General features: G+C 65.0%; 21 protein-coding genes. 14 read left to right on the plus strand and 7 right to left on the minus strand.

Features of this window, described 5'->3' with window-relative positions; all coding sequences use genetic code 11:
- Positions 1 to 131 precede the first annotated feature (131 nt).
- The gene (locus tag SSA02_RS07840) at positions 132 to 590 is read right to left on the minus strand and encodes a hypothetical protein (RefSeq protein ID WP_147093519.1); all 459 of its coding nucleotides are present in this window, start codon (positions 588 to 590) and stop codon (positions 132 to 134) included.
- A gap of 272 nt (positions 591 to 862) precedes the next feature.
- Here SSA02_RS07840 and SSA02_RS07845 point away from each other — a divergent pair, with 272 nt between their 5' ends.
- Together SSA02_RS07845 and SSA02_RS07850 are read left to right on the plus strand one after the other, a co-directional pair.
- Entirely contained in the window at positions 863 to 3736 is a 2874-nt protein-coding gene (locus tag SSA02_RS07845; protein WP_147093690.1) for a 2-oxoglutarate dehydrogenase E1 component, read from the plus strand.
- 390 nt (positions 3737 to 4126) lie between these two features.
- Complete coding sequence (locus tag SSA02_RS07850) at positions 4127 to 5263, plus strand: glycosyltransferase 61 family protein (protein ID WP_147093520.1); 1137 nt, start codon at positions 4127 to 4129, stop codon at positions 5261 to 5263.
- A 114-nt stretch (positions 5264 to 5377) separates the two neighbouring features.
- On the opposite strand, the gene lpdA is transcribed toward SSA02_RS07850, so the two are convergent.
- Both lpdA and odhB read right to left on the minus strand, forming a co-directional pair.
- Complete coding sequence (gene lpdA, locus SSA02_RS07855) at positions 5378 to 6799, minus strand: dihydrolipoyl dehydrogenase (protein ID WP_371859199.1); 1422 nt, start codon at positions 6797 to 6799, stop codon at positions 5378 to 5380.
- Positions 6792 to 8195 (minus strand): 2-oxoglutarate dehydrogenase complex dihydrolipoyllysine-residue succinyltransferase, encoded by a 1404-nt coding sequence (gene odhB, locus SSA02_RS07860; RefSeq protein WP_147093522.1) that lies wholly within the window; start codon positions 8193 to 8195, stop codon positions 6792 to 6794. Before odhB ends, lpdA begins: the two co-directional genes overlap by 8 nt.
- Positions 8196 to 8491: 296 nt before the next feature.
- Between odhB and xylB the strand changes: the two genes are divergently transcribed.
- Positions 8492 to 9949, plus strand: a complete 1458-nt coding sequence (xylB, locus tag SSA02_RS07865; RefSeq protein ID WP_147093523.1) for a xylulokinase — start codon at positions 8492 to 8494, stop codon at positions 9947 to 9949.
- A 98-nt stretch (positions 9950 to 10047) separates the two neighbouring features.
- Here xylB and SSA02_RS07870 read toward each other — a convergent pair whose 3' ends face one another.
- Complete coding sequence (locus SSA02_RS07870) at positions 10048 to 10878, minus strand: alpha/beta hydrolase (protein WP_147093524.1); 831 nt, start codon at positions 10876 to 10878, stop codon at positions 10048 to 10050.
- Positions 10879 to 10963: 85 nt separating this feature from the next.
- Here SSA02_RS07870 and SSA02_RS07875 point away from each other — a divergent pair, with 85 nt between their 5' ends.
- Entirely contained in the window at positions 10964 to 11500 is a 537-nt protein-coding gene (locus tag SSA02_RS07875) for a cupin domain-containing protein (protein WP_147093525.1), read from the plus strand.
- Positions 11501 to 11551: 51 nt separating this feature from the next.
- Here SSA02_RS07875 and SSA02_RS07880 read toward each other — a convergent pair whose 3' ends face one another.
- The gene (locus SSA02_RS07880) at positions 11552 to 12865 is read right to left on the minus strand and encodes a multidrug effflux MFS transporter (protein ID WP_147093526.1); all 1314 of its coding nucleotides are present in this window, start codon (positions 12863 to 12865) and stop codon (positions 11552 to 11554) included.
- 309 nt (positions 12866 to 13174) lie between these two features.
- Here SSA02_RS07880 and SSA02_RS07885 point away from each other — a divergent pair, with 309 nt between their 5' ends.
- On the plus strand, positions 13175 to 14500 hold the full coding sequence (locus SSA02_RS07885; RefSeq protein WP_186807723.1) for a UDP-glucose dehydrogenase family protein: 1326 nt from the start codon (positions 13175 to 13177) through the stop codon (positions 14498 to 14500).
- 219 nt (positions 14501 to 14719) lie between these two features.
- Here the strand turns inward: SSA02_RS07885 and pspF are convergent, their stop codons facing one another.
- The gene (gene pspF / locus SSA02_RS07890; protein ID WP_147093527.1) at positions 14720 to 15904 is read right to left on the minus strand and encodes a phage shock protein operon transcriptional activator; all 1185 of its coding nucleotides are present in this window, start codon (positions 15902 to 15904) and stop codon (positions 14720 to 14722) included.
- Between the two features lie 134 nt (positions 15905 to 16038).
- On the opposite strand from pspF, the gene pspA reads away from it, so the two are divergent.
- The 8 genes from pspA (at position 16039) to radA (ending at position 24602) form a co-directional block, all read left to right on the plus strand.
- A complete protein-coding gene (pspA, locus tag SSA02_RS07895; protein WP_147093528.1) occupies positions 16039 to 16725 on the plus strand; it encodes a phage shock protein PspA in 687 nt (228 codons plus the stop codon).
- A gap of 69 nt (positions 16726 to 16794) precedes the next feature.
- Positions 16795 to 17046, plus strand: a complete 252-nt coding sequence (gene pspB / locus SSA02_RS07900) for an envelope stress response membrane protein PspB (protein ID WP_147093529.1) — start codon at positions 16795 to 16797, stop codon at positions 17044 to 17046.
- On the plus strand, positions 17043 to 18584 hold the full coding sequence (locus SSA02_RS07905; protein ID WP_147093530.1) for a hypothetical protein: 1542 nt from the start codon (positions 17043 to 17045) through the stop codon (positions 18582 to 18584). Before pspB ends, SSA02_RS07905 begins: the two co-directional genes overlap by 4 nt.
- Positions 18581 to 19768 (plus strand): hypothetical protein, encoded by a 1188-nt coding sequence (locus SSA02_RS07910; protein ID WP_147093531.1) that lies wholly within the window; start codon positions 18581 to 18583, stop codon positions 19766 to 19768. The genes SSA02_RS07905 and SSA02_RS07910 overlap by 4 nt, the downstream gene beginning before the upstream one ends.
- Positions 19769 to 20040: 272 nt before the next feature.
- Positions 20041 to 21369, plus strand: coding sequence for a GIN domain-containing protein (locus SSA02_RS07915; protein WP_147093532.1), 1329 nt, complete (start codon positions 20041 to 20043; stop codon positions 21367 to 21369).
- A gap of 95 nt (positions 21370 to 21464) precedes the next feature.
- The gene (locus SSA02_RS07920) at positions 21465 to 22250 is read left to right on the plus strand and encodes an MlaE family ABC transporter permease (protein WP_147093692.1); all 786 of its coding nucleotides are present in this window, start codon (positions 21465 to 21467) and stop codon (positions 22248 to 22250) included.
- Complete coding sequence (locus tag SSA02_RS07925) at positions 22247 to 23035, plus strand: ABC transporter ATP-binding protein (RefSeq protein WP_147093533.1); 789 nt, start codon at positions 22247 to 22249, stop codon at positions 23033 to 23035. The genes SSA02_RS07920 and SSA02_RS07925 overlap by 4 nt, the downstream gene beginning before the upstream one ends.
- A 187-nt stretch (positions 23036 to 23222) precedes the next feature.
- Positions 23223 to 24602, plus strand: coding sequence for a DNA repair protein RadA (gene radA / locus SSA02_RS07930; RefSeq protein ID WP_147093534.1), 1380 nt, complete (start codon positions 23223 to 23225; stop codon positions 24600 to 24602).
- Between the two features lie 11 nt (positions 24603 to 24613).
- On the opposite strand, the gene SSA02_RS12820 is transcribed toward radA, so the two are convergent.
- A complete protein-coding gene (locus tag SSA02_RS12820) occupies positions 24614 to 24766 on the minus strand; it encodes an alpha/beta fold hydrolase (RefSeq protein WP_222591062.1) in 153 nt (50 codons plus the stop codon).
- A gap of 324 nt (positions 24767 to 25090) precedes the next feature.
- On the opposite strand from SSA02_RS12820, the gene SSA02_RS07940 reads away from it, so the two are divergent.
- Positions 25091 to 25675, plus strand: coding sequence for an IMPACT family protein (locus SSA02_RS07940; RefSeq protein WP_147093535.1), 585 nt, complete (start codon positions 25091 to 25093; stop codon positions 25673 to 25675).
- The last annotated feature ends 17 nt before the right edge of the window (positions 25676 to 25692 follow it).

The following is a 25692-nucleotide window of genomic DNA, read 5'->3' on the forward strand; positions in this document are numbered from 1 at the left end:
GCCGGACCCTCACGCGGCACACACATCTCCGGAAAGGCCTCCGGCAAGGCTCCGGTCTGGGCCGCCGGACGAAACCCGGGTCTTGCGCGCATCGGGCGGCATCCGGATCCGGTCGCCCCGGTTATGCCGGTTCAGCCACGCAGGCGGTGATGGGGATGACGCACGGCGCTGTTGCTCACGAACTGCGTGTATCCCGCCCCGATCCTGTCGGCGTCGGAGAAGCACGATTTCAGCGACCGGACCCCGGCTGCGTTCTGCGTGGGGGTGTTCGGGGCGGGGACGTTTTCACTCCTGCGCTGCCCGTCCCCCGCATTTCGTCCGTTCATGTTTCCGCCTTCCGCCCGTTGCGCATAGGCGGACGGTTCGAAGGCGGTGCGTACGAGACGCGGCGCACGGGTGCAGCGAAGCGATGCGCGACTGTCGAAAGCGAGATGTCGCCCCGATTCCGTGACGGGACGCTCGGGCATGGCCGAGGCCACAGACAGGATCGACCAGGAAGGAGATGCCGGACCCGCCACCTGCCCCGGCCCGCTCAGGGTCGGAAGGGATAGCGCAAACGTGACTACGGCGAGCGCGGACAGGCGGCGCATGACAGACCCTTCCAAACTGCAATGTCGGGACGTGCCCCGATCCGCTAGAACTCGGCATCGTCTCGCACGGAGTCAATAGACGGGTTGCCGGATTGAAAGTTGCGCCTCTTTCTGGTGTCGTCTGCCGGAAATGCGTTTGTAAACCGGAATCGTCCGGAAAAGGGCGGCGGTCGCTGTCGAACAAGAAGAGTTGCATGGACGACCGCGCCACGACGATGCCATTCTGGGACGATATCGACGTCCGTAAGACACAGCCGGGGAGGGCTGCAAGTATGGGTGAGATCGGACCGCTGCCAAGCGCTTTGAACGGGGCCAACACGGTCTATCTGGCGGATCTGCATTCCAAATGGGCCTCGGACCCCCGGAGCGTCGACCCGTCCTTTGCCGCCCTCTTCCAGGCGCTCGATGCCGAACGTGCCGCAACCGAAGCGGCGATCGACCGGGCCAGCTGGGGCGAACATGCCTCCCTGCTCGAGACACGCGCCAATGGCGCGTCCGGAGCCCGCGCGGGCGCGGAGTTCTCGGCCACGGATCTTCTCGCCAGCGTCGATGACAGCGTGCGCGCGATCCAGCTCGTGCGGGCCTATCGCGTGCGCGGCCATCTCGAAGCCCGCCTCGATCCGCTCGGCCTCCAGGTTCCGAAATCCTATACAGAGCTCGATCCCGCGACCTACGGTTTCGGGCCGCTGGACCGGGATCGTCCCATCTATCTCGGCCAGATGGTCAGCTCGCTGCTGCCGGAGCGTGCGAGCGCAACCATCAACGAGCTTCTCGCCGCCCTGCGACAGACCTATTGCGGCCCCATCGGGGTCGAGTACATGCACATCCAGGATGCAGCCCAGCGCCTGTGGCTGCAGCATCGCCTCGAGGGCGATGACTGGCGTCGTGCCTTTTCGGCAGCGCAGAAAAAGACCATTCTCGAGCAGCTCACCGAGGCGGAGGGTTTCGAGAGCTTCTGCCAGAAACGCTTCACCGGCACGAAGCGCTTCGGGCTGGAGGGCAGCGAAACGACGATACCGGCCCTTCATGCCATCATCGAGCAATCCGTGCTCCATGGCACGCGCAGCGTGTCCGTCGGCATGGCCCATCGCGGGCGACTCAACGTGATGGCGAATGTCGTCCAGAAGCCTTTTGCCGCGATCTTTTCCGAATTTGCCGGTGCCTCCTTCAAGCCGACCGACGTACAGGGCTCGGGCGACGTCAAATACCATCTGGGCACTGCCGCAACGCTTCAGGTCGCAAACGAGAAGGTGCGCGTGACCCTTCTCCCCAACCCCTCCCATCTCGAGGCCGTCGACCCGGTCGTGGTCGGGAGAGTGCGCGCCATCCAGGACTCGGAAGGCTGTCAGGGCCTCGAGAACCGCTACCGTCATCTCGGCCTCCTGATCCATGGCGATGCGGCGTTTGCCGGTCAGGGAATCGTTTACGAGACGATGGCGATGTCCCAGCTCATCGGCTATCGCACCGGCGGGACGGTTCATGTGGTCACCAACAATCAGATCGGTTTCACGACCATCTCGGCCCATGCCCATTCCGGGTTCTACTGCACCGATATCGCGAAGGCCGTTCAGGCGCCCATTTTCCACGTCAACGGAGACGAACCCGAAGCGGCTGCCTATTGCGCCCGTCTCGCCGCGGATTACCGGCGCGAATTTGCGGCCGATGTCGTGCTCGACCTCGTCTGCTACCGCCGTCACGGCCATAACGAGGCCGACGAACCGGCCTTCACCCAGCCGACGATGTACAAGGCCATTGCCGCGCGTCCGACGACCCGGGCACTCTATGCAAAGCGCCTCGCACGCGAGAAGATCATCGATGCGGAAACGGCCGATGACCAGTTCCAGGCCTTTCAGGATCATCTCCAGACGCAGTTCGAGGCCGCGAAATCCTATCAGCCGAGCCGGGAAGACTGGCTCGAATGCAATCAGGATCCCTCGCGCCTTTCCGACGAGCCCCTGCGCGAACAGCCCGTCACCGGCATCAGCCTTTCCGGCCTGCAACGCGTCGGCGCGGCCCTGACCCGTATTCCGGAAGATTTCGCCCTTCATCCGCGTCTGCGCCGCGTCATCCAGAGCCGCGCTCAGGCCGTGGAGTCCGGCAGCGGTATCGACTGGGCGCTCGGCGAGGCTCTGGCATTCGGATCGCTCCTGCTCCAGCATCATCCCGTCCGTCTTTCGGGCGAGGACTGCCAGCGCGGCACCTTCAGCCAGCGTCACGCGGTTCTGGTCGATCAGCTCAACCAGAGCGATTATGTGCCCCTCAACAACATCGCGGACGGTCAGGCGCGGATCGAGGTCTATAACTCCCTGCTTTCCGAATTCGGCGTGCTCGGCTTCGAATACGGCTATACGCTCGCAGCACCCAATGCCCTCGTTCTCTGGGAAGCCCAGTTCGGCGATTTCGCCAATGGCGCGCAGGTGATCATCGACCAGTTCATCGCCTCCGGCGAGACGAAATGGCTGCGCACCTCCGGGCTCGTCATGCTTCTCCCCCACGGATATGAGGGACAGGGACCGGAGCATTCCTCCGCCCGGCTCGAGCGCTATCTGCAACTCTGTGCCGAAAACAATCTGCGTGTCTGCAACATCACGACCCCGGCCAACTACTTCCACGCGCTTCGCCGCCAGATCGCGCGCGAGTGCCGCAAGCCGCTGATCATCATGACGCCGAAATCGCTTCTGCGTCACAAGGAAGCCGTCTCGGACCTTTCGGATTTCGGCCCCGAGACGCGGTTCCGCACGATCCTGCCGGAAACCGATGCCCTTGCCCCCGACAGCGACATCACGCGGGTCGTGCTCTGCTCGGGCAAGGTGTATTACGATCTGCGCGCAGCACGCCGGGATGCGGAGCGCAAGGACGTCGCAATCATCCGGATCGAGCAGCTTTATCCCTTCCCGAGAGACGTGCTCTCCCGCGAGCTGGCCCGTTACCCGAATGCGAAGATCGTCTGGTGTCAGGAAGAGCCGCAAAATGCCGGCGCCTGGACTTTCGTCGATCGGCGGATCGAGGATTCGGCGACACGGATCGATCATGCCCATCCCCGCCCCGTCTTCGCCGGGCGCAAGGCAGCCGCCTCGCCTGCGACGGGACTTGCGAGCGAACATGCGTCCGAGCAGGCCGGGCTCGTCAGGGACGCGCTGGGCTGAGCGAGGCCGGAACCGGCGGGCGCTCCGGGAAATTCCGGCGGGCGGACCTTTCCTGCAACGGAAAACGCCTCCGCCCCCCGATGCGCGAACGAGACCTGCCCGGCCAGCAACGGTGCACCCGGGCTCCCGCCGGGCCGACGGCGTTCATGCGCCCCGATCCCATGCATTCCGGCCCCATCTATTCCGGCCCCGGGCATTCGGGCCCCGTGCATTCTGGCCCCGTGCATTCTGGCCTCGTACGCCGAGGCCATGGGCATCGCGTCATCCCGAACGGGTAATCCCTCCGATGGGGGGGGAGGGAGGAAACGGTTCTCGCGACAGGGAACCACTTGAGGAAACGACAACCGGACGGCCCCGATCGCGGGTCGCGCAGAGAGGCGGGACCACGCCATGGATAATGACGAAACGGGACTGCAGATCGCGGGCTGCAGGAGCGCGTTCGACACGGGTGCGGGGCGCCTCGTTTCCCTCTCCGGTCCCTCACGCCCGCGCCCGCCCCCTCTCCCGGCCTTCGCAGATCAGGATCTCGATCGCCTCGCCGCGGGTATGGATCCCTATGCTGCGTCGCCCCGCGAGCAATACGACGTGTTCACGCCGACAAGTCTGCGTCTCTTCACGCTGGAACAGGCATGGCTCGTCATATATCCCGGACTCGACGGCCTGATCGTCGATAGGGAGCGACGGGTCATCGAGGAGCCGTCCTGCTTCTGCCGACATGCGCTCTATCGCGACCGGACGCTTTTCCGTCTGCCCGCCATGACCGTACACCCGTCGCTGGGGGAGGCATTTGCGGGGTTCGACGCTGCATGGACCAATTATTATCACTGGCTCGCCTATGCCCTGCTGCGCACCGGAATCGCCGCGACCTTTCAGCCGCCCTCCATGGAGCTGCTGCTTCCCGACATCATGCGATCCGCAGAGGGGCGCCATCTCAATTATGCGCCCCGGCTTCAGGCTGACAGTCTCGCGCTTTTCGGCCTTGCGGACCGGGTTCGCCTTCTGGGAGACGGTCTCTATCCGGTCCGGCGGCTTCATTTCTTCTGGCATACGCCGCGAATGCCCGAGAACTTCCTGAACACGACAGCACCCCATATGCTGCTCGATCGTCTGGAGCCTGCTTTACCCCGACCGGATCTCCCTGCCCGTTTCGTCATCATGCGCAGGAACGTCCATGACCCTCGCCTTACGGAGGGGGATGTCGCTGTTCTCGAGGACATCGCAGGAAAGAACGATCTGCCGCTCATCGATCTTGCCACATGCGATCTCGCCACACAGCGCGCCCTGTTCCATCAGGCCGAGCTCGTCATCGCACCGCATGGCGCCGGCCTTGCCAATCTCCTCATGAGTGGCAGGAGAACCCGGGTGCTCGAACTCAATCGCTGTCTGGACGGTCAGCAGCATCTGCGTTCGTGCTTCTATCTGATCGCCTCGCGTCGCAATATCGCCTATATGACGCTCGATCTGACCGGGACGCCCCTGACGGGAACCCTGCTTCAGAACGCGATCGACAGGCTGCTGGCAGCCTGAACGACGGCCGGTCGGAAGCGACCGGGGGAAGCCCCGGGAAGAGATGCCCGGCAAGAGACGCCCGGGAGAGACAACCGGGTCGATCGCTTTCGCGGCACCGGGCGGGATGCGCCGTCAGAGATGGAGCGGACGGTCGAATGCGCCGAGCGACGCCTCTTTCAGGGCTTCCGACAGGGTCGGATGTGCGTGACAGGCCAGCGCGATATCCTCGGCACTCGCCCTGAAGGTCATGGCGAGCGTCGCCTCTGCAATCAGCTCTCCGGCGCAGGCTCCGAGAATGTGAACGCCGAGAACGCGATCCGTTTTCTCGTCGGTGAGAACCTTCACCCCGCCTTCGGTCGCGCCGATGGCGCGGGCGCGGGCGCTGGCCATGAACGGAAAACTGCCCGTCCTGTACGCCACGCCTTCGCTTTTGAGCTGCTCCTCGGTCTTGCCGACCATGGCGAATTCGGGCTGGGTATAGATGACGGAGGGAATGGCGTCATAGGGCACATGACCCACACGCCCGGCAAGCTGCTCGGCAAGAGCGAGCCCCTCTTCCTCCGCCTTGTGTGCGAGCATCGGCCCGGCAATCACGTCGCCGATGGCATAGATGCCGGGACACGATGTCCGGAACGACTGATCGACCGGAATGCGACCGGCACGGTCGGTCTCGATCCCGACCGCCGACAGGTTCAGCCCGTCCGTATAGGCCCTGCGCCCGATGGCGATCAGCACGACATCGGCCTCGATCGTCCGGGTTTCCTCCTTGCCGACCGGCTGAACGGTGAGGGAAACCGAGTCGGCCCTCTTCTCGATGCCGGTCACCTTGGACGAGAGGTGGAATTTCAGCCCGAGCTTCTCCAGCGACCTCTGGAACTGCTTGCCCAGACCGCGATCGAAGCCGGGCGCGACATGATCGCCATATTCCACGACCGTGACTTCGCTGCCCAGACGTTTCCAGACGCTGCCGAGTTCGAGACCGATCACCCCGGCGCCGATCACCGCCAGACGCCCTGGTACGGCGTCCAGGGCGAGCGCGCCGGTCGAGGAGACGATCTGCTTTTCGTCGAAAGCGACATCCGGCAGGGAGACGGGAGCACTTCCCGTCGCGATCACGATGGACGCCGCGGTGATCACCTCGCCCCCCACGGTCAGCGCATGCGGCCCGGTGAGCGCGGCCTCTCCCACCCGGAACGTCACCGCATTCTTGCGAAAGAGATAGCCGATACCCTTGACCGTATCGGCAACCACGCGGGATTTGCGCTCCATCATGCGGGTCAGATTGAGCTTCGGGGTAACGCCCTCGATCCCGAGCGCCTCGAATTCGGTCGACGCCTCATGAAGACGCTCGGAACTGTGCAGAAGCGCCTTGGAGGGAATGCACCCGACATTGAGGCACGTGCCGCCCGGCGTCTCGCGCCGGTCGACGCACAGGACCTTGAGGCCGCGCTGCGCTGCTTTCAGAGCACAGACATATCCGCCCGGGCCGGCCCCGATAACGGCCAGATCGAATTGATAGGTCTCGGACATGGGGGTCCCTTTCGTCTCAGACATCGAGCAGCAGGCGTCGCGGATCTTCCACATATTGTTTGACGCGCACCAGGAAGCTCACCGCCTCGCGCCCATCCACCATGCGATGGTCGTAGGACAGGGCAACATACATCATCGGCCTGATCACGACCTGACCGTCGATCGCGACGGGCCGGTCCTGGATGGCATGCATGCCCAGAATGCCGGATTGCGGCGTGTTCAGGATGGGCGTCGAGAGCAGGGATCCGAAAATGCCGCCATTGGTGATGGAGAATGTCCCGCGCGACAGCTCGTCGAGCTTCAGCGTGCCCGCACGGGCGCGGGCGCCGAAATCGCCGATGCGACGCTCGAGTTCCGCAAAGCCCATCCGATCCGCATCGTGCAGGACCGGCACCACGAGACCGCGCTCGCTGCCGACCGCGATCCCGAGATTGACGAATCGCCGGTAGACGATCTCGTCGCCGTCGATCGTCGCGTTGAGAGCCGGAAACTCCTGCAGGGCCTCGATGACCGCACGCGCGAAAATCGACATGAAGCCGAGCTTCACACCGTGTTTCTTCTCGAACGATTCGCGATATTCGGCCCGCAGGGCCTTGGCGGCGCTCATATCGACCTCGTTGAAGGTCGTCAGGATCGCTGCCGTGTTCTGCGCCTCCTTGAGGCGACGCGCGATGGTCTGGCGCAGACGCGTCATGGGCATACGCTGCTCGCGGGTATCGCGTTCGCTGTCGGGCAGACGCGCCGACGGGTCGCCCGACTGCGCGGGCACGCTCTCGCGCGTCGTCTCCCGCCCTGCGGCAGGTGAAGACGTGTCTCCGCGGGAGGCGGCCGGGCGCGGATGCGCGAGCCCTGCAATCACGTCGCTCTTGGTGATACGCCCGTCCAGTCCGGTGCCCTGCGCGATGATCGAGGGATCGACCCGCTTTTCCGCCATGAGGCGCGATGCGGCGGGCATCGGTGCCTGCGCGCCGCCCGCATGACCGGAGCGGGAGGCGTCATCCTGACCGGAACCGGTCTTGCCGGATCCTGTCTCGTCCGATGCCTTGCCTGACGCCTGGCCGGCCTTCGCTTGCCCGTCGTTCTTGTGCCCGTCATTTTTATCGCCGTCGTTCTTGTCGCCACTGTTCTGGTCGACAGGAGGCTTCGACCCGGATGCGCTCTCTCCGGTCGCAGTCGCCTTCCCGTTCGGGTCCAGCGCTCCGAGAACGCTGCCGACGGCCACTTCGGCACCCTCCTTGACGAGATCGCCGCACAAGACGCCAGCCTGCGGCGCAGGCACCTCGACGCTGATCTTGTCGGTCTCGAGCTCAACGACCGGCTCGTCTGCCGCGACGGCCTCGCCGGTCTTCTTGAGCCATCGGGTTACCGTCGCCGAGGTGACACTTTCTCCTAGAACCGGCACCTTGATCTCGACCGACATCGTCTCTCCCTTTGCCTTTCAGGATCGCAATCGCGCACCCGATCCTGCGACCACAGCCCGGCGACCATAGACAGGAACTAAGCGTGTGCCTACTCCATCCCGTCATGAAACCGTCCTGACACCCGGTCCGGGTCATGCCTTGATCTATGGGGTCTGCGAGACGGTTTGTCAGGGGTTGCACGCATGAAGAATGAGAGAGGCGCTGCGGCTTTCACCCGATTGTGACGCGACATCCCTGCCCCCGGACGTCTTATCGTCCAACGCGAGCGCCCCCAGAAAAAGGCCCGGAAGCACATATGTATATCGGCATCGATCTCGGCACCTCTGGCGTCAAGGCCGTTCTGGTCGATGCGGCGCAGAATGTCGTCGCCTCCCGCACGGAAAGACTGTCCGTCTCGCGCCCTCATGCCGGATGGAGCGAACAGGATCCCGAATCCTGGTACGAGGCAACATTGCGCGCGCTCGATGCACTCAGGGCCGATCACCCCGATGCCGTTTCGGCGGTACGCGGGATCGGATTGTCCGGACAGCAACACGGCGCGGTGCTGCTCGATGAGGCGGGCGGCGTACTGCGCCCCTGCATTCTCTGGAACGACACCCGTGCCGAAACGGAATGCTCCCTGTTCGAGCATCGTTTTCCGATGTGCCGCCAGATCACGGGCAATATTGCCATGCCGGGTTTCACCGCGCCGAAAATCCTCTGGGTCGCCCGCCACGAGCCCGCGCTTTTCGCCCGTACGCGCCATGTGGTCCTGCCCAAGGCCTGGCTGCGCTTCAGGATGAGCGGGGCCCTGATCGAAGACATGTCCGATGCATCGGGATCCCTCTGGCTCGATACGGGGCGGCGCCTCTGGTCGGATGCGGCGCTCGAGGCGACGGGGCTGCGTCTCGCCTCCATGCCCCGCCTGGTCGAGGGAACGGATCCCGCAGGCCATCTCTCTGCGGAACTCGCCGCGCGCTGGGGCATGAAGACACCCCCCGTTTTCGCCGGTGGCGCCGGGGATAATGCGGCCGGGGCTGTCGGACTCGGCGCCATCCGCACGGGTGACGCCTTCCTCTCGCTGGGCACATCGGGGGTCATCTGGGTCACGACCGATCGCTTCCATCCCGGCGGACAACACGCCATCCACGCCTTCTGTCACGCTGTCCCCGGGCAATGGCACCAGATGGGCGTAACGCTCTCCGCCGCCGCCTCTCTGGCCTGGTGGTCGCGCGTGACCGGGCTGGATGAAAAGAGCCTGCTGGACGAGCTGCCCGACCGCCCCGAAAAGCCCTCGCCCGTCCTGTTCGCCCCCTATCTTTCCGGCGAACGCACCCCCCATAATGACGGCACGATCCGCGGGGGCTTCGTCGGGCTGACGCAGGACACCACACGCGCCGAAATGACGCAGGCCGTTCTCGAAGGCGTGGCCTTCTCCTTCCGCGATGCTCTGGAGGGGCTTGCCGCCTCGGGAACGCGCGTGACCGAAGCGGACGTGATCGGCGGAGGCTCGCGGGCACCCTTGTGGACGGCCATCCTCGCTTCGGTCCTGAACGTCACCCTGCATCGTCTCGCTCATGGCGAGCAGGGAGGCGCCTTCGGCGCAGCGCGTCTCGCCAGGCTGGCGGTCACGGGCGAGCCGGTGGAAACGGTCTGCACGCCTCCCGAGCGTGTCGCGGCCATCGCGCCGGATCCCGGTCTCATCGCCCCCTACGGCCAGGCCTACGCACGCTATCGCGCCCTTTATCCGGCGCTTCGGTCCATTCCCTCCTGACCGTGTCACGCCCGGTGCGCGCGATCGCCCGGCATCAGGAAATCGTGGCGGCAGGGGCTCCCGGCGTCAGGGCCTCGTGGTGTCAGGGGTTTGTGGTGTCAGGGACTTGTGGCGGGCGATGCGGTCACCCGGGTCACGAAACGAAGCACCGGACCGAGACCGCCATTCTCGAGCACGCTCGAATGCGTGCCACGGGCGGTCGTCCAGACCTCCTTCGGTTCGGGCGCCGCCTCGAACAGGGCAAGGCTCTCCTCCGGCGGCACGGTCCTGTCCTGCGTGGTACGGATGACGAGAAGCGGCACCCTGAGACCGCCGACGATCCGATCCGTATCGAAGCGGTTGCGTATCAGCGCCCGGACCGGGGCGTAGGGATACCGCTTTGCAGCGACATCGGCGACGCTCGTATAGGGCGAATCGAGAACGACCCCGGCCACGGGCCAATCCAGGGCCGTTTTCACCGCAACGTAAGTACCGAGCGATTCGCCATAAAGCACGATACGACGCGGTGCGATCCCCCGCTCATGCAGGAACGTCATCGCGGCGGCGGCATCGCGCACGAGGCCGGTCTGGCTCGGCTTTCCGGGATTGCCGGCATAGCCGCGATATTCGACACCGAGCAGGCCCGTCTTTCCTTCCGCCAGCATCGCAAGACGTCGCCCGCGCGTCGCGAGCGACCCGGCATTGCCGTGAAGATAGACCAGAACCGGCGCGCCGGAAGCAGGGGGCTTGTACCAGGCGTCCAGCGTCACGCCGTCCTTCGTGACAAGCGTGATCGCATATGCGCCGGGGATCGCCGCATCCGGCGCCCCCAGCTTCTGCGTTCCTGCGGGAAAGACGAGCCGGTCCTGTCGCAGATAGAGAACGATCATGCAGAGACCGTAAATGGCGACGAGCGCGGCCAGGGTGACGATCAGAAGTCTGCTCAGCAAAGCGCAATCCTGTCAGGAACGATCGGAGAAACGGAACGTAGGAGGAGTGTCACGCCGCGTGACCAGCTTGTCGAGAACCCGCTCCATGAAGAAATTGTTGCCTTCCGGCCTGGCGACGCTGCTCGCTCTCGCCGCCGCTCCGGCCTCGTTCGCAGGGAGCGCAACCCCACCCAAGCCGTTGCGCAGCTATCAGCATCTCTGGACCGACGCGCAGGGCATCAGCCATATCGCGCGCTGTCCGGTTTCGAATTTCTTTCTCAAGAGCATGTCGCCCCCTGCCGGGCCGCAATGGCAGGACCCGATGCCTCCCCGGACCGCCACCATGATGATGACGGTCCAGCCGGCGCACTGGAACGGCGCCTGGCATCCCGACCCCAGGCCCCAGTGGATCGTGCCCCTCAAGGGACGCTGGTGGGTCAGGGCCATGGACGGCACACGGGTGGAGATGGGGCCGGGCGACATCCTGTTCGGAGAGGACCAGAACGTCCAGCCGATGCGCGATGGACCGTACAAGGGCAAGAAGGGCCACGACGCGGGCAATGTCGGCGATGGCGAGGTCACGCTTCTCGTCATCCAGTCGGACGCAGCGCCTGTCACGAACCAGCCCTGCCGCTATCACTGAACCGGCACGATGCCGCGTCCGGTGGGCGATCGCGTCCGGTGGCGATCGCGTTCAGTGGGCGATATCGTCGTGACGCTGGATCGTGTGGGGTGGGATCGTGTGGGGTGGGGGGTCCTGCATTGCTCTGGCAGCGGCGCGACGCCAGAGATTGCACAGCCACATGCCGCAGATGCCGACGAGCATGCCGATCGCCGTCGAACTCAGCCGCGTCGGCGGTAGCAGGGCCATGACGATCCCGCTCGAGCCGCCAATGGCGAAGGCCAGGGTTCCCATCAGGGCAGAGGCGGCGCCCGCCTGATGGCCGTGATGGGTCAGGGCGAGCACATTCGCGTTCGGCCCGATGAAGCCGAGCGTGAACGTTGTGCTCACGATCAGGGCGCAGAGCGGCCACGGATCGGCCGCCCCGACGACGTGGCTTGCACTCACGGCAAGCAGCGTCAGCCCGGACAGCAGACAGGCGATCAACCCGCCCTGCATGACGGACGTGAACGCAAAGCGATGCGAGAGCCGCCCGTTGATCTGGGTCGCCAGAATGAATCCCGATGCATTGATGCCGAAAAAGATCGCAAAGCCCCGGGGAGAAAATCCGAGGAGATGCTCGAAGAGAAGCGGCGCGTTCGACAGATAGGCGAACATCACGAATGTGCTGAAACTCGAGAGCAGGGCCGAGGACATGAAGACGGGTTCGCGCGCAAGGCGGATGTAGCGACGCAGGATCTCGACCGGCGGAAGCGCATAGCGCCGCTCCTCGGGGAGCGTCTCCGGCATGGCGGTCATGCAGAACAGGGCGAGGATCCCTGCGGCGATCGCCCCGGCCCAGAAAATCATGCGCCAGCTCCCGAAGGCGAGCAGCGCGCTGCCGAGGGTCGGCGCAAGGATTGGCCCCACGCCGAAGACGAGCGTCAGCTGGGACATGAGACGCACCGCCTCGTGACCGGTCGCGATATCGCGCACGATGGCGCGCGGGACCACGCTGGTAATCGCACCCCCCAGCGCCGCGACGAGCCTCAGCCCGCAAAAACCCCAATAACTGGTCGTCGTCGCGAGGGCGACGGTCGCAACGACATAAAGCAGCAACCCGGCCACGAGCGGCTTCTGCCGACCGAAGCGGTCGGAAAGCGGGCCGAGACAGAACTGCCCGATCGCAAGACCGATGAACCAGGCTGCGAGGGTGAGCTGCGCCGAACCCGGACCCTGCCCGAGATCGCGCTCGAGCTGGGGAAAAGCCGGAAGATACATATCCGTCGAGATCGGACCGATCGTACTGACCAGGCCGAGAAGGACGATCTGCCCGGTGGTGAAGCGGGGTCTGGGAGAGGAGGGGGAGGTCAGCACGGAAACGCCGGATCCAATCAGTCTCTTCATGAAAACGCCGGAGAGGAAGGCGACCGGAGGAAACCGGATTTTCTCGTGTCCGTAGCGCCGCTATCGGCGCCGCTTCCCTCGGGGGAGCGTCTTGTTGCGGACATGCCGCGTAACTCTCCTCCTCCATCGGGCGAAAGGCAACCGGAGTTTTCTGCCGATCCCGCCTTCCTCCCGGGAGTCACGGATTTGTGCGGAAAAGGACGCGTCGGGCCGGTCCGGCAATCCGCACGCGGATGCAGGGCGCTTTATCCCACGCCCCGTTTGGGCTACGCCCTGCACCACGGATAACGGGTCAGAAAGAGAGAGACCATGCGGATTGCGATGATTGGCGGCGGCTATGTCGGTCTTGTTTCCGGCGCCTGTTTCGCGGAATTCGGCACCGAAGTGGTGATCGTCGAGACCGACCGGGACAAGCTCGATGCGCTGCGTGCCGGCTCCATTCCCATATACGAACCCGGGCTCGACAAGATCGTCTCGGCCAATACGGAAGCCGGGCGCCTGACCTTCACGGAGGATCTGGCCTCTGCGATCGAGACGGTGGATGCCGTCTTCATCGCCGTGGGCACACCGACGCGCCGCGGTGACGGTCATGCCGATCTGACCTATGTGTACGAAGCTGCGCGCCAGATTGCCCGCCATGCCCGGACCGGTCTTCTGGTGGTCACGAAATCGACCGTTCCGGTCGGCACCGGACGCGAAGTGGCCCGTATCCTCCGGAGCGAGCGACCCGATCTCGCATTCAGCGTCGCATCGAACCCGGAATTCCTGCGCGAAGGCAATGCCATCGGCGATTTCATGCGCCCGGACCGGGTGATCATCGGAATCGACGGGACTGCCCGCGACGGCGGCGCCCATGCCACAGCGCTCATGCGTCAGCTCTATCGCCCGCTCTATCTCATCGAAACGCCGATCGTCATGACCGATCTCGAGACGGCGGAACTCACGAAATATGCGGCGAACGCCTTTCTCGCCATGAAGGTCACCTTCATCAACGAAATGGCGGATCTGTGCGAGCGTCTCGGGGGGAACATCCATGACGTCGCCCGCGGCATGGGGCTGGATCAGAGAATCGGCCGCAAGTTTCTCCATGCCGGGCCCGGCTATGGAGGGTCGTGCTTCCCGAAGGACACGCGCGCCCTGACTGCGATCGCACGGGATGCCGGAGCGCCGTCGCGTCTGGTCGAGACGACGGTGGCCGTCAACGAAGCGCGCAAGGCAGCCATGGCCGAACGCGTCATCGCCCTTTGCGGCGGATCGGTTCATGGCAAGACGATCGCCGTGCTCGGCCTCACGTTCAAGCCCGATACGGATGACATGCGCGAGGCGTCATCGCTTCCCCTGATCCATCGTCTGGTGGAGGAAGGCGCCACGATCCGCGCCTATGATCCCGAGGGTATGAATGCCGCGCGCCCTCTCCTTCCCGGCGCGGTCGAGTATGCCCTGTCGGCGCAGGATGCGGCGCTCGGTGCCGATGCGCTGATCGTCCTGACCGAATGGAACGTGTTCCGTGCCCTGGCCCCCGCGCGTCTTCTCTCTGCCATGAGAGGACGGGTCATCGCGGATTTCCGCAATATCTGGGAACCCGCCGCCATGCGCGAGGCAGGATTTTCCTATCACTCCATCGGGCGTCCCTGACACCGGGGGCGCCCGGCTCCCGCCGGAGGACATGACAGATTCCCGCCAAGGGACATGACGGACACCCCGCAAGAGGAGAAGCGGATACCGGACGATATGGCGCAATGCGCCACTGGATGGGATTATCCGCCCTTTCCTGTCCGGGCCCGATCATGAAAGGGCACGATATCGCTCATTTGGCACGAAACTTGCATGACGTGCTTCATGATCCATGCTCTCTCATCCCGACGGCGTGATCCGTCGCCGCGCCGATTTTTCCGCCAGACCGTGCTGACGCAAGAGATGCCGGAACTGGTAATAGGTCAGCGACAATATACGCGCTGCCTCCTTCTGGTTGAAGCGGGCTTCCCGGAGGGCGTATTCCAGAAGACTGCGTTCATGAGCCCGGATCGCTCCTGCAAATCCCTCCTCGAGGGAAAACGCAGCTGGCACGGAGGAAGACGCGGGGGGCATCGCGCCCGGAACCGCCCCCGGAGCAATGCCCGGGGCAATGCCCGCAATCGCATCCGGGGCAGGCGCCGGATGAGCGGCCTCGCTCGCCCTTGCCTGTCCGGACGCGGATGCAGCATCGGGATCGTCCGCCCGATCGGCGACGAGTGGACGCAGCCAGTCCGGCCCCGAGCGGAACGGATCCAGCACGATATCCTCGAGCGGCTTTTCGGGCCGCTCCATGCGATAGACGCTGCGCTCGACGACATTGCGCAATTCACGGACATTGCCGGGCCAGTCATGGCTCATGAGGGTGCTCCGCGCCCTGTCGGAAAAACCGGCAAAGAGCCTGCGTCCCAGAGAGGACGTCATGCGGGTCGCGAAATGCTCCGCAAGAATGAGGATATCGTCCTGACGCATTCTCAGAGGCGGCAGCATCACGACATCGAAGGCGAGCCTGTCGAGCAGATCCGCGCGAAAATCGCCGCGCCGTGCCAGTTCGGGCAGATCGGCATTGGTCGCGCCGATCAGGCGGACATCCACATGGAGGGTATCGTTGCCGCCCACGCGCTCGAAACTGCCGTATTCGATGACCCTGAGAAGCTTTTCCTGCACGGCGCGCGAGGCCGAAGCGATCTCGTCCAGAAACAGCGTGCCGCCATGCGCCTGCTCGAAGCGCGAGATCCTGCGTTTTTGCGCGCCCGTGAACGCGCCCGCCTCATGACCGAACAATTCGCTGTCGAGAAGGGATTCCGACAGGGCAGCGCAGTTGAGCTTGACGAACGGCTTGTCCCAGCGCGGCGACAGCAGGGCGAGACGCGCGGCGACGAGTTCCTTTCCCGTGCCGCGCTCGCCGATGATGAGGGCGGGCCGGTCGAGCGGGGCGAGGCGCGACACATGATCGAGCATTCCGAGAAATGCCAGGGATCGTCCGATCGGCGTCGGCATTTCTTCGGTTCGGGCAGATCGCGCCATTATCGGGCCTGTCTTGCATCTTCGGTTGTCGACGGTCCGACTTTCACCCCGGATCGTTACGCTGACAAGAGAAGCATCTGTCGCTCCTCCCCGGTTTCCTGCTAAATCAGTCTCAAGCAAAGAAAGAACGTCCCATGGGTATCTTCTCCCGTCTTGCCGATATCGTTAACTCGAATCTCAACGCCATACTTGCCAGCGCAGAGGATCCGGAAAAGATGATCCGGCTCGTCATCCAGGAAATGGAAGACACGCTGGTCGAAGTTCGCAGTCAGGCGGTGCACATGATCGCCGAGCGCAAGACGCTCGAACGACGTGCGCGCGCCATGATGCAGGAAGAAAGCGAATGGCTCCGCAAGGCCGAGCTCGCCCTGACGCGCGACCGCGAGGATCTGGCCAAGGCTGCTCTCGCGGCCAAGGCGAGCGTCGAGCAGGGGCGTGTGGCGCTGGATCAGCAGATCCGTCTCGTGACGGAAAGTCTCGACCAGCAGCAGGACGACATCGCGAAGCTCCAGGCCAAGCTGGCAGACGCCAAATCGCGCGAGAAATCCCTCGCCCTGCGTCACAAGGCCGCACAGAACCGTGTGAAGACGCGCGAGCGCCTCTACGACACCCGGGTGGAGAACGCCTTCAACCGGTTCGAACAGGTCGAGCGCGCGCTCGACGCGCTCGAAGGGAAGGCAGAAGCCTATGAACTCGGCCGCGGGATGGACGGAACCCGCAAGCCGAGCCTGCAGGACGAGCTGGCGACGCTGGAAACCGATCTGGCCGTCGAAAACGAGCTCGAGGCGCTCCGGGAGAAGATCCGGAGCCGCAAGGGATGAGCCGGGAAACGGACCGGATCGCAGGCAAGACGACACAATCGCCGATAAGGGAACGGACGGATCATCGAGATGCATAGTTCTTCAAGCAGCCTCCACGACCTGATCGGTCTGGCGGCGGTCGTGATGCCGTTCGTTATGATCATGTACATCGTGACGGTACGCAGCCGGTCCCGTGCAGCGGCGAGCCGCCTGCAGGAAGCGGATCTGGTCGTACTCAACCAGGCCCATGTCCAGGCGCGACGCCTCGAGGAGAGAGTCGAGCAACTCGAGCGGATTCTCGACGAGGACGTTCCCGGCTGGAGAACACGGAATTTCTCATGAGCGCAGCACTCCCACCAGCCGCGCGCCTGTCGCGACGCCTTCTCGCGACGACGCTTCTTGCCACGCTTGCCGGGTCCGGGTTCTGGCCCGGATCGGGGCTCGGACTCGGGTCGGCACCTGCACGGGCCGCCCCCCAGGTGGTGAATGCCGAGGATCTCGATCTCAACCTGCCCTGTATCGGTCGCGTCGAGATCACGGTCGATCCCGCGATGCAGGACGGCGTTTCGCTCGACAGCGCAGCGACGGGCGGCGCGCATGTCACGATCCGGACCGGCAAGACCCAGGGCTCGCCGCGCGTCATGATCGCCAGCAAGAGCTGCGCGCCCAAGGCGCATGTCTCGATCCTCGTCGCGCCCAATGTCGGCGTTCTGATCCATGACAGCCATGACAGCCATATCGTCATCAATGGCAGGCTCGCCTCTCTCGAGGCCAGCCTCGAGGCCGGACAGCTTGATGCCGACACGATCCAGTCGCTCGATCTGAGCCTGCGCGGGACCGAGCAGGTCCATATTGGCCATCTCAACCGCGCCGCGCAGGTGGTCGCGAGCGGCGCATCCGGTCTCGTGATCGATCATGCTGATCTCGATGCGTTCTCCGCCCAGCTTTCCGAGGCCAGCCATCTGACGATCACGGATGGTCGTTTCGGTGTCCTCACGCTGACCGTCAACAACGCAGCAAGCACCCGCATCGGCGGAACCGCCGATACGGCAACGGTAGCGGCCAACGGCACCGGCCTCGTGAGAATACCGCGTGTCAGCGGCGCGCTCACCCGCACCGGAGACGTGCAGATAGGCCCGGAAGAGGCGGCAACGGCAACCGCCGTCATTACCTCTCCGCCCGTGAGCTCCTCCACCGTCCCGGCATCCGGACCGACTCCTGTACCGCCTTCATCCGGCCAAACGGAGTCGAGCACGCATGGGGCAGCACGCCCGGAACCCGCACAGCCCGGGCGCGCGCCCTCCGCACGCCCCCCCGCCACGCCCCTGGTGCCGGAATCCCGTGTGACGGGGTCTCCGGCCTCCGGATCCTCCGCGTCCACCTCTTCCCCGCCTGTTTCTTCCCAGCCCGGTACATCCCAGCCCGGTTCTTCCGGCCCCCTGCCATCCGCGTCCGGACCTTCGACACCCCCGATCGCCGCGCGCCGGTCCCCACCGTCTGACGGACCGGTCATTCCGGACCCGCCTGTCCCGGGCTCTTCCTCGCCCGGCTCTTCCTCGCCCGGCGCTTCCATGCCCGGCGCCGCTACGCCCGGCGCCTCCCTGCCTGCTGCCTCCTCCCGTGTTTCCGGGAGGCGCGATGGCCGTGCCGCCGCGGAAAACAGCGGTGACACGACCGGCAGCACAGCGACATCGGCAGGATCGGGATCGGGACCGCAAGCAGCTTCGCCGCGAACGCCTGTACCGGAGGCATCCGACACCGGTGCCTCGGACACGGGCACATCCGACACGGGCACATCCGACACGGGCGCATCGTCCTCTGATGACACAGCGACCGCCGGAACGGCCAGATCACCGCAAAGAGAAGGGTCTCCCAGGTGATCCGGCTTTCCCTGATCCTGACGCTCGGTCTCGGCATCCCGGCAGCGCTCGCAAGCCCCGGAACACCGCAGGCGCAACTCGAGGCGGCACCCTACACGCTGCGTATCGACACGGCCTGCTCCGGCGGAATCGAGATCGAGGGCGTGGAATCGCAGGAGGAAGGCGCAACGCTCAGTCGCGCCGTGGCCGGTCTCTCCTTTATCTCCACGGCTCACGAGGCGACCCTGGAGGGGCGCAGCTGCGACAGCACGGCACGCATCCGCGTCAGGCCCGGCACCGCGGTCTCGGGCACAGTGCAGGGCTATAGCAGCATACGCCTCCGTCACGTCGATGGGCCGGTCTCGCTCAGGGTCGCAGGAAGCCCCGCAATCGACATCGATCGGGCCCGGGCGCTCGACCTCGTCGATGACGGCTATGCGTCGGTCCATCTGAAGCGTCTGGACGGCCCCGCAAGCCTGACGCTCGACGGCTCGCCGACGGTCAGGATCGATTCCGTCGCCTCACCCCTCATGCGCGTCAGCCAGTCCGGATATGGCACGGTTGCGATCGGCCGGGGCGCCATCGATCGCATCGAGGCCCGGGTCAGTGGCAGCGGACGCTTTTCCTTCCTCGGCACTTCGGGGTCTGCGGATCTCTCGGCGAACGGGTACAGTACGGTCACGGTAGACCGTGTCACCGGCACGCTCGATCGGCAGGCGGACGCGCATGGGACGATCAACGTCCTTCATTCCGCCACGACCCCGGCATCCGGACCCACCGAAACACAGGCTGCCGAGATTCAGGCTGCCGACACACACACACCCGGAGCACCGAAGGGAATCACGCTCGATCTGTCCATTCCGGACTGGCTGGTCGTCCTGATTTCTGCTGCCTGCCTCCTCTGGTTTTTCCGGGCCAGGACCCGTCCTTTCATCCACGCGCTCCTTCTGCGCCTGACGGGCCGCCCCCCGACGCATCCCCCGGGAGGGCCGACGCACAGGTCAACAGGCCCCCTGCGTCGCGCGTCTTCCACCGCAAACCGGGCCGACCGGCCCCATGGCTGGGCAGACGGCGTCGATCTTCCTGCGTTGTCCACGCGCCTCGCCCGGCTCGAAAACCGTGTCGGGCGGGTGGAATCCTGTGTGACATCGCGCAATTTCCATCTTCTTCGCCAGTTTCGCGATCTCGACAGGAGGCACGGATGACGCGTCCCGTCTCACGATCCGCGCGAGCCGAAATCACCTGTGGTACCCCCCGGCGGCCCGTTTCTCCTCTTCCTGCGCGCATCGCGGACCATCCGGCACGGGTCCGTTTCCCATCCGTCCTTTCTGCGTCTCTCCTTTTCTCATCCGTCCTTCTTTGTTCCCTGCCTGCCATATCTGCACGTGCCGCGCCTCTTCCGGCACAATCGGGGCCGCCTGGAACCGCTGCCGCAGTCTCCCCGACCGCGCCCGGTGGCCGGATCTCACCGCAGGCGGTGCTCTCCGCGGCCCCCTACACGCTTCATGTCGCAACCGGCTGTGCCGCGGATATCCGTATCCGGGGGCTGGATCGCCTCGACGGAATGGTCGATATGCGCGACATCCCATCGGGCCTCTCCCTGTCGGCGGCGGCACACGACGCCTGGCTGACGGGCGACGCCTGCGGAGAAGACGCGACAATCCGGGTGAAAACCGGAACCGCCGTCGTCGTCACCGCGATGAATTACGACTCGCTGACCATCGGCTGGGTCGATGGACCGGTCGCCGCCCGACAGGGGCGAGGAACGCTCCGGATCGACAAGGCGACGGCCCTGATCTATCGCGGAAGCGGCCCGGGCGACCTGACGCTCGATACGCTTGCCGGTCCTGCCCTGCTCGCCCTGTCCGGCCCGGGCGATATCACGATCGGCACCGCCAGGGCGCCATCTTTCGATCTCAGCCAGACCGGCCCCGGCGATCTGGAAATCCGCCATGGAACGATCGATCGACTGACATTCGCATTGTCGGGGTCGGGCGATGCTTTTTTCGACGGGGTTGCCCATGAGGCGGCTCTTCAGACCGGAGGCCCGGGCGACATACGGGTAAGGGAAGTACGGGACGCCCTCCACAGCCACAGCACTGGCCCGGGGACCATCACGGTCGTCACGCCCCCGCCCCGGCTCACGCACAAGCTCCCTCAGCAGTCCCCGCACTCCCCGAAAAAAGGCGCCCGGGGAAAGACTGCCCTCATCCTGCCCGACGGGACGGTCATCGATGCGCATCGCATGACAAAAGCCGACGGGACGGTCGTGGATTTCGACGCTCTGCGCCAGATGAGTGCGCGCGCCATCGTCTCCCCCCGACCTTCTTCCTCCCGATCCTCTTCCTCCCAATCCTCTTCCTCCGGGTCGACAGGAACCGAGGAGACCCCTTCTCCGCCCGGGCCGCCTTCCCCTCCGGAGCGACCTTCAGGGACCGGCGCCGCTCATGCTCCCGTTCCCGCAGTCGCAGATGAAGAGTCGGAGGAAGAGTCGGGATTGGGATCGGGGATCGTCCTGCTCGTCGTCCTGGCTCTGGCACTCTTGCGACGCCGGATCGTTCCGCCTCTGATCCGCTGGCTGCACAGGATCAGCCCCACCCTCGGAAAACGGCTCGAACCCGCGCTCATGGCCGTTGCGGCGAGACCATCGAAACCCGAACCGTCCACGCAGCTCCCTGAGCTGCTCGCGCTGACAGAGCGGCTCCAGCGCCTCGACCGGCGTGTGGGCAACGTCGAAAGCTGTCTGACCTCCCGGGAGTTTCATCTGCATCGCCAGCTCGAAGCGCTCGACAGACAGCCCGGATAGACAGGGAGCGGCCCGACCCTCCGTTTGGGCTTTGACGACGGCGCGCAGTCGGGCTACGGCTTGGGAATGATCGTCCCATCTTGCGCCATCTGACCGTGAACATCCTGCTCGATCCTGTGGCGGCCATCGGGCGCGCCTGCCTTGCCATGATACGCAAGGCCGGTGCGCTGGCGCTTTTCGCTCTGGCCGGTCTGTCGCATCTGCTGCGTCCGCCCTTCTACTGGAAGGTGTTTTTCAACGCACTGATCGAGATCGCCTTCTTTTCCCTGCCCGTCGTCGCGCTCACCGCCATTTTCTCCGGCGGGGTCATCGCATTGCAATCCTATGCAGGCTTTGCGCAATATCACGTCCAGAGCGCAATTGCGGGAATCGTCGTGCTCGCCGTCGTGCGCGAGCTCGGCCCGGTTCTGGCGGGGCTGATGGTCGCAGGGCGGGTCGGCGCCGCCATGTCGGCGGAAATCGGCACGATGCGCGTCACCGACCAGATCGATGCGCTGCGCACGCTCTCGACCGATCCGATGAAATATCTGGTCACGCCGCGCCTCCTCGCCGGGACCCTGGCGCTGCCGTTTCTGGTGCTCGTCGCCGATATTCTGGGTGTGCTCGGCGGGTTCACCGTCTCGGTCTCCAAGCTCGGCTTCGACCCGCACAGCTACGTTACCGCGACGCTGAACGCGCTCAAGCCGCTCGATGTGATGGTGGGTCTCTCCAAGGCCGCCGTGTTCGGCTTCATCATAAGCCTCATGGGATGCTATCACGGTTACACGAGCCGGGGGGGAGCGGAAGGTGTCGGATCCGCCACCACGGCCGCCGTGGTGGCCGCATCGATCCTGCTTCTCGCTTTCGATTATCTCCTTACGGATCTGTTTTTCGCACAATGAACGCCCAGCCCAAGATCCGCATCCGTGGACTGACGAAGTCTTTCGGACCGAAGAAAGTTCTCGACGGGATCGATCTGGACGTCGAGACCGGAACCTCATTCGTGATCATCGGAGGGTCGGGCAGCGGAAAATCCGTTCTGCTGCGCTGCATTCTGGGTCTCGTCACGCCCGATTCCGGCTCGATCGAGATCGACGGAGAGGATGTGCTGACGGCCTCCGGCAAACGACGCGAGGAACTGGAACGGCAGATCGGCATGCTGTTCCAGAATGCCGCCCTGTTCGACAGCATGACCGTTGCGGACAACATCGTCTTCGGGCTGCGCGCCCAGTGCCGCGCACAGCACAAGCGCCTTTCTGCCGCTCAGGCCCGTACGCAGGCAGGGGAGATATTGCGTCAGGTCGGCCTCGACCCCTCCGTCGGTGCACTCGCCCCGTCCGAGCTCTCCGGCGGCATGCAAAAGCGTGTGGGGCTCGCACGCGCCATCGCCGGAACCCCGGCCATCCTGTTCTTCGACGAGCCGACGACCGGTCTCGATCCGATCATGGGCGCGGTCATCGACGGGCTGATCGTCGACTGCGTCAAGCGTCTCGGCTCCACCGCAATCGCGATCACCCACGACATGGCCTCGGCCCAGAGGATCGGCGATCGCGCGGCCATGCTGTATCAGGGCAAGCTCGTCTGGCAGGGACTGGCCTCCGAGCTGATGCATAGCGGCAATCCCATGGTCGATCAGTTCACCCACGGGCGCAAGGACGGTCCGATCAGCATGGAATTGAGGCGCTAGAACAGCCCCGGTGCGCTCCGGTCATGCGGAGAATGCCCGCATTCTCTGGCGACCGGGCGCCTCGCCCTTTCCGGTGGCACATCGGTTCGTACCGGCAATACGCCATTCCGGAGGGGATCCCGGTCTTGTTCATCTTCCGTTCGCGCTCTATCTGATAACGGAAACCTGCAGGAGCAAGGATATCCGTATGGCCAAGCGCCCCGCTTCCCGTTTCGTGTGTCAGGCCTGCGGCGCCGTGACCAGCAAATGGTCGGGGCGCTGCGACGCCTGCGGCGAGTGGAATACCATCGTCGAGGAAGCCAGCGCCCCGACCGGACGCGACACCCGGGCGCGGGCCGGCCGGCTCACGCTCATGCATCTCGACGGCCAGCTGACGCCTCCGCCCCGGATCCGGACCACCATAGGCGAATTCGACCGCGTGCTCGGAGGGGGGCTCGTTCCGGCTTCCGTCGTGCTGGTGGGGGGAGATCCCGGCATCGGAAAATCGACCCTGCTTCTGCAGGCCACCTGTGCGCTCGCCCAGGCGGGGAAACGTGTCCTTTACGTTTCGGGCGAAGAGGCCGTCGACCAGATCCGTCTGAGGGCACGTCGCCTCAATCTCGAGGCGCCGACGCTCGATCTCGCTGCAAGCATCAATGTATCGGAAATTGCCGGCAGTCTGGAGCAGGATCGCGATCACGGGGTGGTAGTCATCGATTCCATACAGACGATGTGGCTCGAAACCATCGAGAGCGCACCGGGCTCTGTCGCACAGGTCCGGGCCTGTGCCTTCGAGCTGATCCGTCTGGCAAAGACCATCGGCTTCTCTCTCGTCCTGGTCGGGCATGTGACCAAGGAGGGCGCGCTTGCCGGGCCGCGGGTGCTCGAACACATGGTCGATGCCGTGCTGTATTTCGAGGGCGATCGCGGGCATCAGTTCCGCATTTTGCGGGCTGCCAAGAACCGTTTCGGCGCCACGGACGAGATCGGCGTTTTTGCCATGACGGATACCGGGCTTGCGGAAGTGACGAATCCTTCAGCGCTCTTCCTTGCGGAACGACGCGGCAATATCGCGGGATCGGCCGTTTTCGCCGGGATGGAGGGCACGCGCCCCGTTCTCCTCGAGATCCAAGCCCTCCTCTCTCCGAAAGCAGGAGAGGGCAGCGCACGCCGCGCCGTGGTCGGCTGGGAAACGGCCCGTCTCAACATGATCCTGGCCGTGCTCGAGGCACGATGCGGTCTCAAACTGGCGGGAATGGACATCCATCTCAATATCGCCGGCGGTCTCCGGATCAGCGAGCCCGCTGCGGACATGGCCGTCGCCGCGGCACTCGTCTCGGCCGCTACGGGCGTTCCGACATCCTCGAGCGCCACTTATTTCGGTGAAGTCGGCCTTTCCGGCGAAGTGCGTCAGGTCTCGCAGACGGGGCTGCGCCTCAAGGAAGCCCGGAAGCTCGGTTTCGATCTGGCGGTTCTCCCCCGTCGGGTGGCGTCGACGACGGCGCGCGTCAAGCCGCCCGAAGGCCTCACCCTGCACGAGATCGGCCATCTCAACGATCTGGTCGAGCTCTTCCAGCCCGAATCCTGAAACGCGGCCACTCACCCCGACAGGAGATGACGCCGTATTTCCCTGCCTGTCTCGGCTGCATGTTCGCGTGCGAGATCATGCGTGCCTCCGGAGACGACGTGCAGACGTGCGCCGGGAATCGATGCCGCAAGCTGCATCCCCGCAGAGAGCGGGCAGATCGTCAAACCCGTTCACTTCGACGTAAGGCGGTTCCACCCCGAGGCCTGGCCAGGCGAAAAACTGCCCCTCCAGTCCCGCACTCCTGGCAGCCGGACGCCAGAAATCGGCACTGCCAGATGCCCCGGGGAAGAACAGGATCGTATCGGGCGAATCTCTCACAGGATCATCCTTCATGCCGGAGACTCTGGATAGCACGGGATTGCGGGATGCAAGACCCCGCCTGCCCCTTGCAAAACCCGGTCAGGGCTGCTTCCTGACCGCGATGAAGCGGGAGGCCGGAAGAGAAGCGGCGCCCGGACCTTGCGGAAGGCGAAACGGACGATAGGCGGATGACCCAGACCCTGCTGACGGAAACACAGCTGGATACGATCGTTAAAAAGAGCCTGTTTCGTGTCCATGCCGCGCCCATCGACACCGAGGCGGAGGCACAGGCTTTTTTCGAGCGGGTCCGGGATGTCGATGCGACGCATAATTGCTGGGCGTGGCGGCTGGGTGCGCGTTATCGCAGCTTCGACGATGGCGAGCCCGGCGGCACTGCGGGGCGTCCCATCCTGCAGGCAATCGACGCCCAGTGTTTCGATCGCGTGATCGTCGTGGTGACGCGCTGGTTCGGCGGCATCAAGCTGGGCGCGGGAGGGCTGGTGCGGGCCTATGGCGGTGCTGCGGCGTCCTGCCTGAGACAGGGCGAGGCCTCTCCCCTCATCGAGACGAAGAGCCTCTCCTTTCATGCGGGATTCAGTCAGATCCCGATCATCCAGTCGAAACTGTCGCAATGGCATGCGACCCAGGAGGAGTGCCTCTTCGATGAAGAGGGAGCCAGCTTCCGCCTCGCCGTCCCCGCGGAAGACTGCGCGACCGTGCGCGCTGCGCTGGGCGATCTCCTGCGCGGAGGCAAGATCGTCGAGCAGGACTGAACCTTCGGGACGCACAC

This window comes from Swaminathania salitolerans, from assembly GCF_007988945.1.
Classification (GTDB): domain Bacteria; phylum Pseudomonadota; class Alphaproteobacteria; order Acetobacterales; family Acetobacteraceae; genus Swaminathania; species Swaminathania salitolerans.